13 protein-coding genes are annotated in these 16,693 nt (G+C 58.9%); 10 read left to right on the top strand and 3 right to left on the bottom strand.

Features of this window, described 5'->3' with window-relative positions; all coding sequences use genetic code 11:
* Position 1: 1 nt before the first annotated feature.
* Both argS and BM344_RS16515 read right to left on the bottom strand, forming a co-directional pair.
* A complete protein-coding gene (gene argS / locus BM344_RS16510; RefSeq protein ID WP_091992282.1) occupies positions 2-1,687 on the bottom strand; it encodes an arginine--tRNA ligase in 1,686 nt (561 codons plus the stop codon).
* A gap of 129 nt (positions 1,688-1,816) precedes the next feature.
* Positions 1,817-3,994: a primosomal protein N' gene (locus tag BM344_RS16515; protein ID WP_228143670.1), complete on the bottom strand. Its 2,178-nt coding sequence runs from the start codon at positions 3,992-3,994 to the stop codon at positions 1,817-1,819.
* Positions 3,995-4,256: 262 nt separating this feature from the next.
* Here BM344_RS16515 and rpmE point away from each other — a divergent pair, with 262 nt between their 5' ends.
* Entirely contained in the window at positions 4,257-4,478 is a 222-nt protein-coding gene (rpmE, locus tag BM344_RS16520) for a 50S ribosomal protein L31 (RefSeq protein WP_091992284.1), read from the top strand.
* A 232-nt stretch (positions 4,479-4,710) separates the two neighbouring features.
* Entirely contained in the window at positions 4,711-5,976 is a 1,266-nt protein-coding gene (locus BM344_RS16525) for a malic enzyme-like NAD(P)-binding protein (protein ID WP_091992285.1), read from the top strand.
* Between the two features lie 69 nt (positions 5,977-6,045).
* Here BM344_RS16525 and BM344_RS16530 read toward each other — a convergent pair whose 3' ends face one another.
* Positions 6,046-8,577 (bottom strand): penicillin-binding protein 1A, encoded by a 2,532-nt coding sequence (locus BM344_RS16530; protein WP_091992286.1) that lies wholly within the window; start codon positions 8,575-8,577, stop codon positions 6,046-6,048.
* Positions 8,578-8,774: 197 nt separating this feature from the next.
* On the opposite strand from BM344_RS16530, the gene BM344_RS16535 reads away from it, so the two are divergent.
* The 8 genes from BM344_RS16535 to BM344_RS16570 form a co-directional block, all read left to right on the top strand.
* A complete protein-coding gene (locus BM344_RS16535; protein ID WP_091992287.1) occupies positions 8,775-9,839 on the top strand; it encodes a pilus assembly protein PilM in 1,065 nt (354 codons plus the stop codon).
* Complete coding sequence (locus BM344_RS16540) at positions 9,839-10,402, top strand: PilN domain-containing protein (protein WP_091992288.1); 564 nt, start codon at positions 9,839-9,841, stop codon at positions 10,400-10,402. The genes BM344_RS16535 and BM344_RS16540 overlap by 1 nt, the downstream gene beginning before the upstream one ends.
* A complete protein-coding gene (locus BM344_RS16545) occupies positions 10,402-11,013 on the top strand; it encodes a type IV pilus inner membrane component PilO (protein ID WP_091992289.1) in 612 nt (203 codons plus the stop codon). Before BM344_RS16540 ends, BM344_RS16545 begins: the two co-directional genes overlap by 1 nt.
* A 2-nt stretch (positions 11,014-11,015) precedes the next feature.
* Complete coding sequence (locus BM344_RS16550) at positions 11,016-11,564, top strand: pilus assembly protein PilP (RefSeq protein WP_091992290.1); 549 nt, start codon at positions 11,016-11,018, stop codon at positions 11,562-11,564.
* A gap of 65 nt (positions 11,565-11,629) precedes the next feature.
* Positions 11,630-13,699, top strand: a complete 2,070-nt coding sequence (gene pilQ, locus BM344_RS16555; RefSeq protein ID WP_208603462.1) for a type IV pilus secretin PilQ family protein — start codon at positions 11,630-11,632, stop codon at positions 13,697-13,699.
* Positions 13,700-13,835: 136 nt separating this feature from the next.
* Entirely contained in the window at positions 13,836-14,402 is a 567-nt protein-coding gene (gene aroK / locus BM344_RS16560) for a shikimate kinase AroK (protein ID WP_091992291.1), read from the top strand.
* Complete coding sequence (aroB, locus tag BM344_RS16565) at positions 14,395-15,492, top strand: 3-dehydroquinate synthase (RefSeq protein WP_091992292.1); 1,098 nt, start codon at positions 14,395-14,397, stop codon at positions 15,490-15,492. The genes aroK and aroB overlap by 8 nt, the downstream gene beginning before the upstream one ends.
* 54 nt (positions 15,493-15,546) lie before the next feature.
* The coding region (locus BM344_RS16570; protein ID WP_228143671.1) for an ATP-binding protein at positions 15,547-16,693 on the top strand (1,147 nt) is incomplete at its 3' end.

Genomic DNA, 16,693 nt, shown 5'->3' on the forward strand with positions numbered 1-16,693 from the left:
GTTACATCTCTTCCGGAGCGCTGACGCCCAGCAGGTCGAGCCCGTTGGCGATGACCTGCCTGATTGCCAGATAGAGACTTACTCGGGCGTCGCGCAGAGCCTTGTCCTCTATCAGCACCTTGTGGGCGTTGTAGTATGTGTGGAACTGGCCAGCCAGTTCCCGCAGATAATGCGTGAGATGATGAGGCTCACGCTGGGCCGCGGAGTTGGCGATCAGTTCCGGGTACTTGGCCAGTTGGTTGGCCAGGTCCTTTTCCTCATCCAGGGTCAGCAGCGACAGATCACCAATGCACTCGTTGCGGCCTCGGGTCTCGCCTTCCTCTGCCAGTTTGCGCAGTACGCTGCAGATACGGGCATGGGCATACTGAATGTAATAGACCGGGTTTTCATTGGTCTGGGAGCGGGCCAGATCGATATCAAAGGTCAACTGTGAGTCCACCCGACGGGCCGCCAGGAAGAAGCGCGTGGCGTCGCGGCCCACTTCGTCGATCAGGTCACGAACGGTCACGTAGCTGCCGGCCCGCTTCGAGATCTTCACCTCCTGGCCGGAGCGGGTAACCATCACCATCTGGTGCAGCACGTAGTCGGGCCAGCCCTGCGGGATGCCGGCATTCAGGGCCTGGAGCCCCGCACGCACCCGGGTAACCGTGGAGTGATGGTCGGCGCCCTGCTCGTTGATCACGGTGGTATAGCCGCGCTGCCATTTGTCCAGGTGGTAGGCCACATCCGGCAGGAAGTAGGTGTAGCCACCGTCCTTCTTGCGCATCACCCTGTCCTTGTCGTCGCCGAATTCTGTGGTTTTCAGCCACATGGCGCCGTCCTGTTCGTAGGTGTAGCCGTTGTCCTGCAAGCGCTTGACCGTGGCCTCCACCTTGCCGTGCTCGTAGAGGGAGGATTCGAGGAAGTAGACATCGAACTGAACCCCGAAGGCTTTCAGGTCCAGGTCCTGCTCCCGGCGCAAGTAGGCGACGGCGAACTCACGGATCGCATCCTGATCCTCTGGGTCAGCTTTGGCCGTCACTGCACGGTCGTCTGCGGTAACGGTTTCACCAGCAAGATAAGCCCTGGCCACGTCCACAATGTAATCGCCCCGGTAGCCGTCCGCCGGCCAGCTGTCATCCTCTGGCGTCAGGCCTTTCACCCGGGCCTGGACCGACAGCGCCAGGTTATTGATCTGGGCTCCGGCGTCGTTGTAGTAGAACTCCCGGGTAACGTTGTAACCGTTGGCTTCGAGCAGCCGGCACAGGCAGTCACCAATGGCCGCTCCACGCCCGTGGCCCACATGCAGAGGGCCGGTCGGGTTGGCCGAGACAAATTCCACCTGCACTTTCTCGCCCTTGCCCTGATTGTTGCGACCGAATCGCTCCGCCTGGTCGAGGATGGTTTCAACAACTTCGAAGGCGCTCGCCGTGCTCATGAAAAAGTTGATGAAGCCCGGCCCGGCGATTTCCACCTTGTCCACGGCCTTACTGGCTGGCATGTTCGCCACCAGCGCCTCTGCCAGCTGGCGAGGTGCGCAGCCCGCAGCCTTGGAGGCCACCAGGGCAATGTTGCAGGCGTAGTCCCCATGGGATTTGTCCTTGGTGTTGCCAACCTGCGGCGTGAAGGTCTGGTCCGCTGGCAGGGTACCATCGGATTGAAGGGCCGCCAGTGCAGACTGGAGCAGTTCGGAAACGGTCTCTTTCATGCTGTCAGATGACTCGGGTTTCAGGGAAATTGGAATCGGGCAGGGCGCCCGTTGAACGTGAAAGGCCGCTATTATCGCGGAAAGTTGGGCTGCAAGCAAAAGCCGGATCCCGCCCGACGGGCGCAGGGATCATCCGGTTTCCTGCGGGTCCACGTCAATCATCCAGCGTGCGCCGGCGGGCAGTTTTTGCTGGTCGAGGTGCTGGCAGATCTGGGTGAGCAGGCGATTCAGGACACTGCGGTTATTTGCGTTCAGGATCAGTTGGGCCCTGTGCCGGTCCGCACGCCGGGCAATGATGGCCGGTAGCGGACCCCAGACATCAATGCCCGGAGCGCTGGCCAGCGACTTGATATTGTCGAGCACCTGCAGGCTGTTGGCCATGGTGTCGGCTTCCGCGCGAAAGATGGCCATGGCCCGGAACGGGGGAAACCGGCCTTCTTCCCGTTCGTCAAGCAGCTGGTCGGCCATGTCCAGATAGCGGCCCTGGCACAGGGTCTTCAATAGGGGGTGATCGCTGTGGCAAGTCTGCACCAGGACTTTGCCCGGCTTCGAGCCACGTCCGGCGCGGCCGCTGACCTGAAGCAGTGTCTGGATCAGCTGTTCTGGTGCGCGAAAATCGACACTGAAAAGTCCGCCATCTGCGTTGACCACGACCACCAGCGTAACGTTTGGGAAGTCATGACCCTTGGCGAGCATCTGAGTGCCCACCAAAACGCAGGGCTTGCCGCTGTTGACAGTCTTGAGAATGCTCTGGATGCTGCCCTTGCGCTGGGTACTGTCGCGATCCACCCGCACCACGGGGGTCTCCGGGAACGCGGATGCCAGAATGTCCTCGGTTCTTTCGGTTCCCTGGCCTACCGGTTTGAACGCTTCGCTCTGGCACTTGGGGCAGTGGTCCGTGGCGGCGGTCTGATAGTCGCAATGGTGGCAGCGCATGGCCCGATCGCGGCGGTGGTAGGTGAGTCGGGTGTCGCAACGCGGGCACTCGATGATGTGGCCGCAGTCAAAACACATCATCACCGGCGCAAAACCCCGACGATTAACGAACACCAGTGCCTGTTCGCCGCGCTCAAGGGTCTGTTCAATGGCGTTGAGAGCTGGCCGTGAAAGGCCGCCTTCCAGCGGGCGGCTGCGGATGTCCAGCAGGCTGATGTCAGGTGAGGTGGCATTGTTTGCCCGGGTTTCCAGGCGCACCAGCCGATATTTGTCCTGCCGGGCATTGTGGACAGACTCCAGCGATGGGGTGGCGGACCCAAGGATAATAGGGCAGCGATTCAGGTGGGCGCGATAAACGGCCATGTCCCGCCCGGAATAGCGAAAGCCCTCGCCCTGCTTGTAGGAGCTGTCGTGCTCTTCGTCGACAATAATGGCGCGCAGATTGGTGAACGGCAGCAGGACGGCCGAGCGGGTGCCAATCAGGATCACCGGCTCGCCGTTGCGAATTTTTAGCCAGGTGCTCAAGCGTTCGCCATCGTTCAGTGCCGAGTGCCAGACGCGAATTCGGGCGCCGAAATAGTGCTCGAAGCGGGCAACGGTCTGAGGGGTCAGGTTGATCTCCGGCACCAGTACCAGGGCCTGGTCTGTGTCCTCGAGTTTGTTTTTTAGATAATGCAGATAGAGCTCGGTTTTGCCGCTACCGGTGATGCCGTATAGAAGGAAGGCGCTGAAGCTGTCTCGTGCGCTGCTTTCAAGCACCGAAGCCGCCGCGCTTTGCGCATCGGAAAGAACGGGCTGTCGGTCCGGGGACTCAATCGGGGTTGCCGGGTGGCTGTTGGCTGGGGGTGCAACCATCCTGGCCAGTTGCCGTTCAAGGAGTGCTTTCAACTGGGCGCGGGTAAAGCCGGCCTGAACAATACGGCTTTCAGGGGCGCCCTCCGGCTGGGTGGCCAGCCAATCCACCAGGGCACGCTGGCGATGGGCGTTGGTGGGCAGACTGGCCGAGGTGTTGCAGGCGCACCACCACTGTTCGGTTTTCTCTTCCGCCTTTCGCCCCCGCCTCAAGGAAGGAGGCAGTGCGGTGAACAGGCACTCCCCCAGAGGGTGTTGGTAATAGTCGCTGGCCCAGCTCAGCAGGCGAAACGTTTCTTCCGGCAGGGCTGGCCAGGGCTCCAGAGTCCCGGCAACCGGTTTGAGTGTGATGCCTTCGGGTGGCTTGACTCCGGTTTTAACTACGAGCCCGGTGGCCTGCTGTCGACCAAACGGAATCGTGACCCGCTGGCCCTGCGTCAGATCCATTCCCTCCGGAATCCGGTAGTCAAACAGTCGGCGCAGGGGGCGATTGAGGGCAATACGTGCTGTCAGGGGCACTGGGCTCTCCAAAGAAAAACGGACATTACGGTATTTCCCTATCCTTTGCAGGCGCTGGCCTGTCGGTTGATCCCTGGAGGTGGTGCGGAAAATCCGAGTGGCGCTTGCCTGGATTGGCAATTGCAAGTAAGATTCGCGGTCTGTTTCCGGCAGGGCATGATTGTGCCCCGTCTTCACACTTGATTCAAACATGCGGTGCCTGGCGCCAGGGTAGTTCAGATACCCCGCGACCTGGTAGCGGCATGACTTAACGAGGTTCGTCATGAAAGAAGGTATCCATCCCAAGTACGAAGAAATCACCGCCACCTGTTCCTGCGGTAATTCCTTCAAGACCCGGTCTACCTACACCCAGGATCTGCAGCTGGACGTGTGTTCACAGTGCCACCCGTTCTACACCGGCAAGCAGAAGGTTATGGATACCGGTGGTCGTATCGATCGCTTCCAGAAGCGTTTCGGCGGTCGTATTGGTGGCAAGAAAGACTGATCACCAGAGATCTGAAAAAAAGCGCCTTCGGGCGCTTTTTTTATTTTGTCCGGGCTAATGTGTAGGTCAACGGTACATACGCAATTCGCCTTATTGACTGCTCATAAATTGTTCGGGAGCCACTTGTCGTTTCGGGTCTGGCGGGCCATAATGTCGCGCTCTGCCGGTTAGGGGCAAAGCCCTCTGCCAGCGGTTCATTACCTTTATAAACGTGACAAACGGAACAGTGGCAATGTCTCAAGATCTGAAAGAAGCAGCCCTTGAATATCACGCCAAGCCGCGGCCTGGGAAGCTGAGTGTTGAAATCACCAAGCCGACCAAAACCTCCCGCGATCTCTCCCTGGCGTATAGCCCCGGGGTTGCCGAACCGGTCCGCGAGATCGCAAAGGACCCGGAGAATGCGTACAAGTACACTGCCAAGGGCAACCTGGTAGCTGTTATCTCTGACGGTTCCGCAATTCTTGGTCTGGGTAATCTGGGTCCTCTGGCGAGCAAGCCGGTTATGGAAGGCAAAGGCGTACTGTTCAAGCGCTTTGCCGGGATTGATGTCTTTGATATTGAAGTCAATTCCGAGAGCCCGCAGGCGTTTATCGAAACGGTTGAGCGTATCGCTGATACCTTTGGCGGTATTAACCTGGAAGACATCAAGGCGCCAGAGTGTTTCGAGGTTGAGCGGGCCCTGATTGAAAAGTGCAACGTGCCCATCTTCCACGATGATCAGCACGGTACGGCTATCGTTACTGCGGCTGGCATGATCAATGCCCTTGAGCTGCAGGGCAAGAAAATTGAAGAGGCGACAGTGGTCTGTCTCGGCGCAGGTGCTGCCGCTATCGCCTGCATGAAGCTGCTCATCAGCTGTGGTATTCGCTCTGAGAACATCTTCATGCTTGACCGTAAGGGTGTGATCCACTCGGGTCGTGATGATCTGAACCAGTATAAAGCCATGTTTGCCAACGAGACCGACAAGCGCACTCTGGACGACGCCATTGACGGCGCGGACGTGTTCCTCGGTCTGTCCGGTCCGGACCTGTTGAGTGCTGACCAGCTCAAGAAAATGGCGCCGAATCCGATCGTGTTTGCCTGCTCCAACCCGGATCCTGAGATCAGCCCGGAAGTCGCGCTGGCTACCCGTGATGATCTGATCATGGCGACCGGTCGTTCCGACTACCCGAACCAGGTCAACAACGTTCTGGGCTTCCCCTTCATCTTCCGTGGCGCGCTCGATGTTCGCGCGACCGCCATCAACGAAGAGATGAAGGTTGCCGCTGTCAACGCCATTCGCGAACTGGCCAAAGAGCCGGTGCCGCAGGAGATCTGCGAGGCCTACGGCGTGGAAAGCTTCGAGTTCGGCAGGGAGTACATCATTCCCAAGCCCATGGATGTCCGGCTGCTCGAGGTGGTGCCTGCGGCTGTTGCACGTGCGGCCGTGGATTCTGGTGTTGCACGCAATCCCTACCCGGCACACTATCCCCTGAAATCCATGGATGACATTATCTGATCCTGGAGTTCGGGCAATAAAAAAACCGGCGGTGATCCCGCCGGTTTTTTTTGGGGTGTCTGTCCGGTGTCAGAAGATCCTGCGGGACAGATCGTCTTCCTCGGCACCGCCGCCCCCGTTGCCGTCGTCCTGAACGGACAGGGGAGGTGGCGCGTCCTCTTCACGGAATATCTCGAAAATGCCTTCCTCACCCGGGCGCACGCGTTGCCCGGTTTCCGGGTTTATACGAATGTTAACGATGCCGTTGGGGCGCGGCATCACTGCCGGCTCGGTGCCTTCGAGAGCCACTTCCATGTAGTCCAGCCAGATGGGTAGGGCAGTGCTGGCACCGAATTCGCGGCGGCCAAGGGGCGCCGGCTGATCAAAGCCTACCCAGGTGGTTGTTGCAATCTTGTGGTTAAAGCCGGCGAACCAGGTGTCCTTTTGTTCATTGGTGGTGCCGGTTTTGCCTGCGATGTCATCCCGGCCAAGCGCCAGCGCTCTGCGTCCTGTGCCCAGGCGAATCACATCCCGCATCATGGAGTGCAGAATGTAGACCGACCGCTCGTCGGCAAGGCGGCGCATCACCCGGGTCTTTGCCTCTCTTTCGGCGCTGTTTCCCTGCTCCTGCGCGTCTGTGTCCGGCGTGGAGGCTTCGTCGGTGCCGGTGGTGGACGCCGTCTGTGCCAGCAGTTCGTCGCAGTTGGTGTCGCAGAGTATGGTGTCAGGTGCTTTATAGATCGTCTTGCCCTGGATGTCCTGGATGCTTTCAATCAGGTAGGGCTGCACGTCATAGCCGCCGTTTGCGATGACGGCGAGTGCCCGGGCCAGTTCCATTGGTGTTAACTGGCCGCTGCCCAATGACAGGGAGAGATTGTCAGGCATGTTGGCGGTGGGGATTTTCAACTGCTCCAGATAGTCCAGGGTGTTCTGGATTCCCAGGTCCCGTAACAAGCGGATGGATACCAGGTTTCGGGAGCGATACAGGGCTTCCCGGAGCCGTGTGGGGCCGTAGAACTGGCCCGAGGAATTCTGGGGGCGCCAGGCGGTTTCAAGTTCGGAATCGTCGAACACGATCGGAGCGTCGTTGTAGATGGTGGCCGGGGTAATCCCTTTCTCCAGAGCGCTCAGGTACAGGAAGGGCTTGAACGTGGAGCCCGGCTGGCGACGGGCCTGGGTGGCCCGGTTGTACTTGCTCTGGCTGAAACTGTAGCCACCGCTCAGGGCTTCGATAGCGCCGGTCTCCGCGCGCAGGGAAATCAGTGCGCCCTCAACCCGCGGGATCTGCGCCAGGGCCACGCTCGCCGGTGCCGCTGCCTGTTCCAGGTTGTCTGTCTCGTCTTGCTGATCTCCGGCATCCGGAGTCGCGGGCGTTGTTGGGCGTACGTAGACTACATCGCCTCGGGCAACGACATCCGACGGCTTTTCCGGCTCCGGACCGGTCAGGTTTTCCGTTTTGTAGCGTTGGGCCCAGGTCATGGTATCGAACGGCATGACGCTCGCTCCCAGGCCGCGAACGTGGACTCGGGCTACGCCCTCCTCGTCATTGACTTCGGTTACTACGGCAGGGAGCAGGGAGGCCACTTTCGGATAGTTGAGCATAAGGTTGCCCAGGTCACGCTCGGCGAGGCCGTCGGTATCCAGTTGACCGATCGGTCCCCGGTAGCCATGCCGGCGATCGTAGGCCTCGAGACCGTCGCGAAGGGCTTCGGTGGCCGCCTGCTGTTTGCGGCTGTCCACGGTGAGGGTCACCGTGTAGCCATCGGTGTAGGCGTCCTCTCCGAAGCGGCGGACCATTTCAGAGCGCGCCATCTCGGCCACGTAATCGGCATCGATCTCGGTCTCGGTGGAGTTGTAGCTTGCGGTCAGAGGCGCCGCAACAGCCAGATCGCGGGCATCCTCGGTAATGAAGCCGAGGGAGTGCATGCGGCCCAGGATCCAGTTTCTCCGGATCGTGGCGCGCTCCGGATTTGCCAGCGGGTTGAATGCCGACGGTGCCTTGGGCAGACCTGCCAGCATGGCCATTTGGGCAAGCGACAGCTGGGCGACCGGCTTGTCGTAATAGACCTGTGCCGCAGCAGCAATTCCATAGGCCCGGTTGCCGAGATAGATCTTGTTCAGGTAGAGCTCAAGAATCCGGTCTTTTTCCAGTTCACGTTCAATCTGAAGAGCCAGAAGTATCTCGTTGAACTTCCGGATAAAGGTTCGGTCGCGTGACAAAAAGTAATTTTTTGCAACCTGCATGGTGATGGTACTGCCCCCGGACTGAATCTCGCCGGTGGAGACCAGTTCGATGGCAGCCCGCGCCAGGCCTTTGATGTCGACCCCGAAGTGCTCGTAAAAACGCGCGTCTTCCGCGGCCATAAAGGCTTGTAACTGAATTGTTGGGATCTGTTCGATTGTGATCGGTGCCCTTCTCTTTTCACCGAATTCTGCTATTAATCTGTTGTCTTTGCTATATACCCGCAGCGGCGTCTGGAGCTTGATGTCCAGGAGTTGTGAGACGGGAGGGAGTCCCGGGCGGAGATAAAGATAAAAGCCTGAGGTTACGATTACGGCGACACTCAGTCCGGTAAGAAACAACCAGGCAATAAGGCGAGATGTGCGCAACAAATGAGACATTTTTTTCTGACAACTGTTGGATATAGGTCTATCATTTGAGAAATTGCTTTAGGAAGGATGAGACGCTTCACCGCTGCAATGGTTCTCGAGAATAAATAAGAACACGCATTGTAGACGGAATAATGAAGAAATTCTCTTAAAGAAAAATCACATAAGTTACGTAACCGGGTGCATCTAACCAGGTATAGGGTGAGCGCGTGTTCGGATTGTTTGGAAAGAAATCCAGTGCAGTGCTGGGCTTGGATATAAGCTCCAGTTCGGTCAAGCTTCTGGAGCTATCGAAGCAGGGTGACCGGTACAAGGTCGAGAGCTACGCCGTTGAGCCGTTGCCGGCCAACGCCGTGGTCGAGAAAAATATCACCGACGTCGAGGCCGTGGGCGAAGTGCTCAAGCGGGTGGCTTCCAAATCCCGTTCCGGCGTGAAGCAGGTGGCCGTGGCCGTATCCGGTTCGGCGGTCATCACCAAGGTCATCCAGATGGACGGTGGGCTGAACGAGTTCGAAATGGAAGACCAGATCGCGCTCGAGGCTGATCAGTACATTCCTTATCCGCTGGATGAAGTGGCCATCGACTTTGAAGTGCAGGGCGCCTCGGAGAGCAATCCGGATCAGGTGGATGTCCTGCTCGCTGCATGCCGCAAGGAAAACGTCGATATTCGTGAAGATGCCCTCGAGATTGCCTCACTGACCACCAAGGTGGTGGACGTTGAAGCCTACGCCCTGGAACGCGCCTATGCTCTAATTGAGCCCCAGCTCGACTCCCAGGGAGAGGAGCTGGTTGTAGCGATTGTGGACATTGGCGCCACCATGACCACCCTGAGTGTTCTTGCCGGCGGCAAGACCGTTTACACCCGCGAGCAGATTTTCGGCGGCAAGCAGCTGACCGAGGAGATCCAGCGCCGGTACGGGCTCTCACTGGAGGAAGCAGGTCTGGCCAAGAAGCAGGGTGGACTTCCCGACGACTACGAAACAGAAGTGCTCATGCCGTTCCGGGAGGCGGTGGTCCAGCAGGTCGCCCGGGCACTGCAGTTCTTCTTCGGTGCCAGTCAGTACAATGCCGTTGACTATGTGGTTCTGGCCGGCGGAACTGCGTCGATTCAGGGACTCACAGAAATGGTCGAGGAAAAAACAGGTACGCCGACTCTGGTGGCCAATCCCTTTGCGGACATGGCGGTGGGGTCAAAGGTCAATGCATCCGCGCTTAGCAATGACGCGCCCTCATTGATGATTGCCTGCGGCCTGGCGATGAGGAGCTTCGACTGATGGCAAAGATCAACCTCCGACCGTGGCGCGAGGAGCTTCGCGCCGAGAAGCAGAAACAGTTTGTGGTCATGATTCTGGGCGCGGCCATTATTGCCGGCGGTCTAGTGTTTCTCTGGAAATCGGACATGGACAGCCGGATTGCCTACCAGCAGTCCCGCAATGCCTACATTGAAACCGCGACCAAGAAACTGGACGAGCAGATCAAGGAAATCGAAAACCTCAAGCGCCAGCGCGATGAGCTTCTTGCCCGTATGCAGGTGATCCAGGATCTCCAGGGCAAGCGCCCGGTCATTGTCCGGGTGTTTGACGAGTTGGTCAGAACGCTGCCCGACGGTCTGTACTACACAGACCTCAAGCGCACCGGCGACCGACTCGATATCGTGGGCATGGCTGAATCCAACAGCCGGATCTCCAACCTGATGCGTCAGTTTGAGGAGTCGGACTGGTTCACCAATCCCAATCTCTCCAACGTATCCGCCGCCGACAGTCGTCGGGCCGGTTACAGCCAGTTCAACCTGTCGGTGCAGCAAAAAACACCTGAGCCCGAAGGGGAGGGTAAGTAATGAGCCTCGCGGACTCACTCAAAAGCCTTAATGAATTCGACATCAATGATCTGGATGTCAACAACGCGGGTATCTGGCCTGCGCCGGTCAAGGCCATCGTTGTCCTGATTATTTTTGGTCTGATTGCCGGTGGTGGCTACTGGTTCTTCATCAAGGACCAGTACGCGCAGCTCGAGCGGGTGGAGAAGACCGAGCAGGAACTTCGCAAGAAATACGAGGAAAAGGCCTATCAGGTGGCAAACCTGGAGGTGTTCAAGGCCCAGATGGCAGAGATGGAAGAGACCTTCGGCGCGCTGGTGCGGCAGTTGCCCAGTGAAACCGAGGTTCCGGGTCTGCTGGAAGACATCACCAACACGGCGCTGGGCAATGGCCTGTCGCTTCAGGAGGTGAAACTTCAGCCAGAGCAGCGCCGGGATTTCTATTCCGAGCTGCCCATCAATATCCGGGTGTCCGGTTCCTATCATGAGCTGGCCTCGTTTGTCAGCAGTGTCGCGAGCCTTCCTCGGATCGTGACGTTGCATGACCTGACCATCAAACCAACTAGCGGAGAGGGAGACCGGCTCGATATGCAGGTTGTTGCTCGAACCTACCGCTACCGGGCTGGAGAATGAGCATGGCGGGAAAACATGCGGTAAAAGCCTGGCTGGGACTCTGTGCAGCGTCGCTTCTGACGGCCTGCTCTCAGGGCGGTGGCTTTTCGGATCTTGATAAATTCATGGCGGAAACCCGTGCAAAGCCTCGCGGATATGTGGAGCCCCTGCCGGAGTTCAAGGCCTACGAGGCATTCAGTTATTCTGCAGCCGATCGTCGGGCGCCCTTCGAGCCACCGATTGATGTTCAGCTGACCATGGTAGATGAACAGCCGGTGAGCAATGTTGAGCCGGATCTGGATCGGCCCAGGGAGGTGCTGGAGAATTTCGACCTCAAGACGCTGCAAATGGTCGGCACTCTGCAGGGAGCGTCCGGCAATCTGTTTGCGCTGGTTGAAGACAGCACCGGAGGCATTCACCGGGTCCGGACGGGCAACTACATGGGGCAGAACTACGGCCGCATTGTCGGCGTCAGTGAAACCCGAATCGAACTGATCGAAATCGTTCCGAATGGCCGGGGTGGCTGGGTTGAGCGTCCTCGCTCCCTGACCCTGGAAGAAGACGCGGGCTAAGGAGCGGTTGGATGAAAGATGAAAGAACCATGCACGTACAAAAAAGTTTAGGGTCGAGGCTAGCGATGTTCAGAAAACTCAATGTATACGTCAGCGTGATTGCTCTTGGGTTGTTATCCGGCCTGGCCAACGCGGTCACGCTGGAAGACGTGTCGTTTTCGTCGCTACCGGGCGAGCGGCTTGAGGTCAAACTCCAGTTTGATGGCACGCCCCCGGAACCAACGGGCTACACCATCGAACGGCCGGCTCGTATTGCGGTCGACCTTCGGGATACCACCAGTGGCCTGGACAGCCGGAGTATTCCGCTGGGCTCAGGCAACGCCCAGAGCATGACAGTGGTGGAAACCAAGGATCGCACCCGGCTGATTTTCAACCTGGTGGAGCTGGTGCCCTACGCAACGGCCCGCTCTGGCAACTCCCTGGTCATGACCATTGGTGGTGACGGCGCTGTGGCCAGCACAGCCGGTTCGTCGAGCGCCACCTCTGCTTCCTCGGCATCTGCCAGTGGGGCTGGGAATGCCCTGTCGGGCGTTGATTTCCGTCGAGGCAAGGACGGCGAGGGCCGTGTGATCCTGGATCTCGGTAGCTCCAGTACCCCGGTCGACCTGACCGAGCGGGCCGGCAAGATCCGGCTCACCATGGAAGACCTGACGGTGCCCAGCAACCTGCGTCGTCGCCTGGATGTCACAGACTTCGCGACACCGGTAACCCGCATCGATACGTTCGTGGAAGACGGCAATGCTGTGGTGGAGATCAGTCCACAGGGTAACTACGACTATATCGCCTACCAGTCTGGCAGCCAGTTTACTGTCAGCGTGGAAGAACTGACCCAGGAAGAGGCCGAGTCCCGTCGGGAAGAGAAGTTCCCGTACACAGGCGACAAGCTCTCCCTGAACTTCCAGGACATCGAAGTGCGTTCGGTTCTCCAGCTGATTGCGGATTTCACGGGGCTGAACCTGGTGGCCAGTGATACCGTTGGCGGGAGCATCACCCTTCGCCTGCAGAATGTGCCCTGGGATCAGGCTCTGGACCTCATTCTCAAGACCAAGGGCCTGGACAAGCGCCAGATTGGCAACGTGCTGCTGGTAGCGCCGGCGGACGAAATTGCCGCGCGGGAAAAACTCGAGCTGGAAACCAACAAGCAGATTGCCGAACTGGCGCCAGTTCGCCTGGATATCATTCAGGTCAATTACGCCAAGGCAGCGGACATTGTGTCGTTGATCAAGGAAGACGAAGAACTGATTTCTGACCGCGGCTTCGTGTCCTCCGACGTTCGCACCAACACCATCAGTGTTCGGGAGACAGCGGAGAAGCTTGAAGAGATCCGTCGCCTCGTGTCCACCTGGGACGTGCCAGTGCGTCAGGTTTCCATTGAAGCACGGATTGTGAGGGCCCAGACCAACGTTGCCGAGAACCTGGGCGTTCGCTGGGGCGGCGCGGCCTATGACATTAACGGTGACAACATTGTGTCCATCGGTGGTGGCCTTGATGGTGTACAGGATGCACGGGATTCTGCTGCTACCCCCGGTTCGTTCCAGACCTCTTTCCCGGGTGCTCTGGCTGTGGACCTGGGCGTGACCGGAGAGGGTGCGTCTTCCTTTGCCATCGGTTGGGGCAGCGACGACTTCCTGGTTGATCTGGAGCTGTCTGCCCTGGAGAGTGATGGTCAGGCCGAAGTCGTTTCCCAGCCGCGGGTCGTGACTGCCGATCGTCAGACCGCTTCCATCAAGTCTGGTGAAGAGATCCCGTATCAGGAAGCGTCCTCAAGTGGCGCGACCTCTGTTTCCTTCAAAGAGGCGGTACTGTCTCTTGAAGTTACACCTCAGATCACGCCGGATGACAAGATCATCATGGATCTGGTAGTCAACCAGGATTCCCGGGGCGAAGTGACCGCCGGTATTCCATCCATCAACACCAATGAGGTGACCACGCAGGTGCTGGTGGGTAACGGCGAGACCGTGGTTCTCGGTGGTATTTTCCAGTCCGAAGTTGCCACCCAGACCACCAAGACCCCGTTCCTCGGAGACATTCCCTACATCGGGCGCATCTTCAAGCGCACCGAGCACATCGATGAGCGCAGTGAGCTGCTGATCTTTATCACGCCAAAGATCATCAAGAACGACCTCATTCGATAGTCAGGGTTGCAGAAAAAGCCGCCGCGTGAAACCGGCGGCTTTTTTGTGTCTGCAGACCATCCAGCAAACGCGGGAACTTATGGATTTTGCGACCCTGTGCTATTCTCACCCGCCTGAACAGAACTGAGCGGAAGTTATGCCATTGCCCAAACGCGTTGTCCTCGTTGGCCCCATGGGTGCAGGGAAAAGTACGATCGGCCGGATGCTCGCCAAGGAGTTGGGCTACCGGTTCCTGGATTCGGATCGGATCATCGAAGACCGGTGCGGGGCCAACATTCCCTGGATATTCGACGTCGAAGGCGAGGACGGCTTCCGGCAGCGGGAAACGGCCATGCTCGAGGAGCTTTCCGAGGAGGGCAATACCGTGTTGGCTACCGGTGGTGGAGCCGTCATGCGCGATGAGAACCACCCTCTGCTGAAGAAAGACGCCACCGTTATCTATCTCAAAACTTCGATTGACCAGCAGGTGGAGCGAACCCGAAAAGACCGGAACCGACCTCTGTTGCAGAACGATGATCCGGAAGCCGTCCTGAGGAAACTGTTCTCTGTTCGCGATCCGCTCTATACCGGGCTGGCCGATATCGTTATGTATACAGACCGCAAAAGCCCGAGGCTCGTCGTGCGACAGCTGGTGAATCGTCTGAACCCCAGGACACCAAGGCACAAGCGGCAGATTCGGAAGGAAGGTCGTAATCATGTCTGAGACTGTAAGAGAGCTCTCCGTTCAACTGGGTGATCGCAGTTACCCCATCATGATCGGCGAAGGGCTGCTGGAAGCCCGGGATCTGACCCCCTTTGTTACCGGCTCTCAGGTGATGGTGGTGACTAATGACACCGTGGCGCCGCTTTATCTCGACAAGGCGCGGGGGTGTTTCCCGGGCAAGCAGGTGCATTCGGTCATCCTGCCGGATGGTGAGCAGTTCAAGGAATGGCAGACGCTTAACCGGATCTTCGATGGGCTGCTGGAGCAGCAGCACACCCGCAAGACGACCGTTGTGGCCCTCGGAGGCGGTGTGGTCGGAGACATGGCGGGTTTTGCCGCTGCCTGTTACCAGCGCGGGGTGCCGTTCATCCAGATCCCTACGACTCTGCTGTCACAGGTGGATTCGTCTGTCGGTGGCAAAACCGGCATCAACCACCCCCTCGGCAAGAACATGATTGGTGCCTTCTATCAGCCGAAGGCGGTCTTGATTGACACCCGCACGCTACAGACTCTTCCACCCCGGGAAGTGTCGGCTGGACTGGCCGAGATCATCAAGTATGGGTTGATCCGTGATACCGGGTTCCTGGCCTGGCTGGAAGATAACATGGAAGCGCTTGTTGCCTTACAGCCTGCCGAACTGGCCGAGGCGATCTATCGATCCTGTGCCTGTAAGGCGGAGGTGGTTGCCCTCGACGAGCGTGAGGGGGGGATTCGGGCCATCCTGAACCTTGGGCATACCTTTGGTCATGCCATAGAAACCTATGCAGGCTATGGCAATTGGCTGCATGGCGAGGCTGTTGGCACGGGTATGTTGATGGCGGCTGAGCTGTCCTGCCTTGAGGGGATGATTTCACGGGCGGATTGCGATCGGGTCCGGCGGCTCGTGGCGCGCGCAGGGCTGCCCGAGAAGCCACCGGTAGGCATGACTGCGGATGATTTCATGAAGCTTATGGCGGTTGACAAGAAAAACGTGGATGGCCAGTTGCGACTGGTTCTGCTGAAGGCCGTGGGAGACGCGTTTGTCACCTCTGATGCGGATCCGGACAACCTGGCCACCACGTTCTCCCGTTTCTGCACGCCAGCTGCGTAAGGATCTGCGAGAGTCGATAGAGGGGAGCCAGGTGAGCGAGCAGGGAAGACAACGGTGATCGAAGACAACCTCAACAGCCTGGATGGCGGCGGCCTGTTTCCGCGCCTGCAACAGCGTTTCGGGTTGCGGGCAAATCCGCTGGACATGGAAACCCCCTTTTTTCCCGATGCCATGCGCCATCATGCCCTTGAAACCTTGCGTCATCTCTGCGGGTTCGGCGACATGGCCTTGCTGCTCACCGGTGCGCAAGGTGCAGGCAAAACCCGCATTCTTGCCGAACTGGTTCGCAGCGAATCCTCACGCCTGGAATTTCACCGGATTCCCGCGGCGGCCCTGACCAGTACGCAGGCGCTGGCGCGGGATCTCAAGGCAGTCGCCCGCTCAGATTTTGGCCAGGGAGACAGTCACCGGGATCTCATCTACCGGTTTTTCCGGTGGACGGAATCCCGGGTCCGCAAAGGCCGCCGCATGGTCCTTCTGGTTGATGATGCTGACCGGGCGCCGCCTGAATTGTTGCGGTTATTACTGGCAGCCTTTCTGGATTCCGATCGCAGCGCCAGCGCGGTGCCGGTGTTCGCCGGGTCCGATGGCCTGGTTCGGGCGCTGGCGGTGGAGCCGTCATCGACCGGGGTTCATCAGGTTCACCTGCCTCCACTCACGAAAGACGATATCCTCGCGTATCTGGAGCCTCGGGTTCATGCCGCCGGCGGCAAGGCCAGCGAGTTACTTACGTCATCGCGGTTGGCCAGGCTTCATGCTCTGAGCCAGGGCAGCTTTGCGCGCCTGAAGCGTGTCGCGCCCGGCGTCTGGTTGGATATGGTGGCGTCGCCTCCCAAACAACGAACCGCAAGTGTGCCATGGGCGCGGTTTGCCTGGCCGGGGCTCGCTCTTGTGCTGCTTGCCGGTTCCTGGTGGTTCGTCTCGCAGCAGTATGATCAGTCGGTGGCCGAGATGCCGGTCAAGGGGCCTGAGCCAGTTCGTAAGAGTATCACTATAGGGCCGGAATCCGAGGCGGTTAAGGTGCCCGTCAGCGCGCCTTCGAAGGAGCCAGAGGAGCAGCCGGAGGTTCCGTTGACAGGCGTCGACAAACCCGCCGATGCTATTCCAGAGCCAGAGCCAGAGCCAGAGCCAGAGCCAGAGCCAGAGCCAGAGCCAGAGCCAGAGCCAGAGCCAGAGCCAGAGCCAGAGCCAGAGCCAGAGC

Source organism: Marinobacter gudaonensis, from assembly GCF_900115175.1.
Lineage (GTDB): Bacteria > Pseudomonadota > Gammaproteobacteria > Pseudomonadales > Oleiphilaceae > Marinobacter > Marinobacter gudaonensis.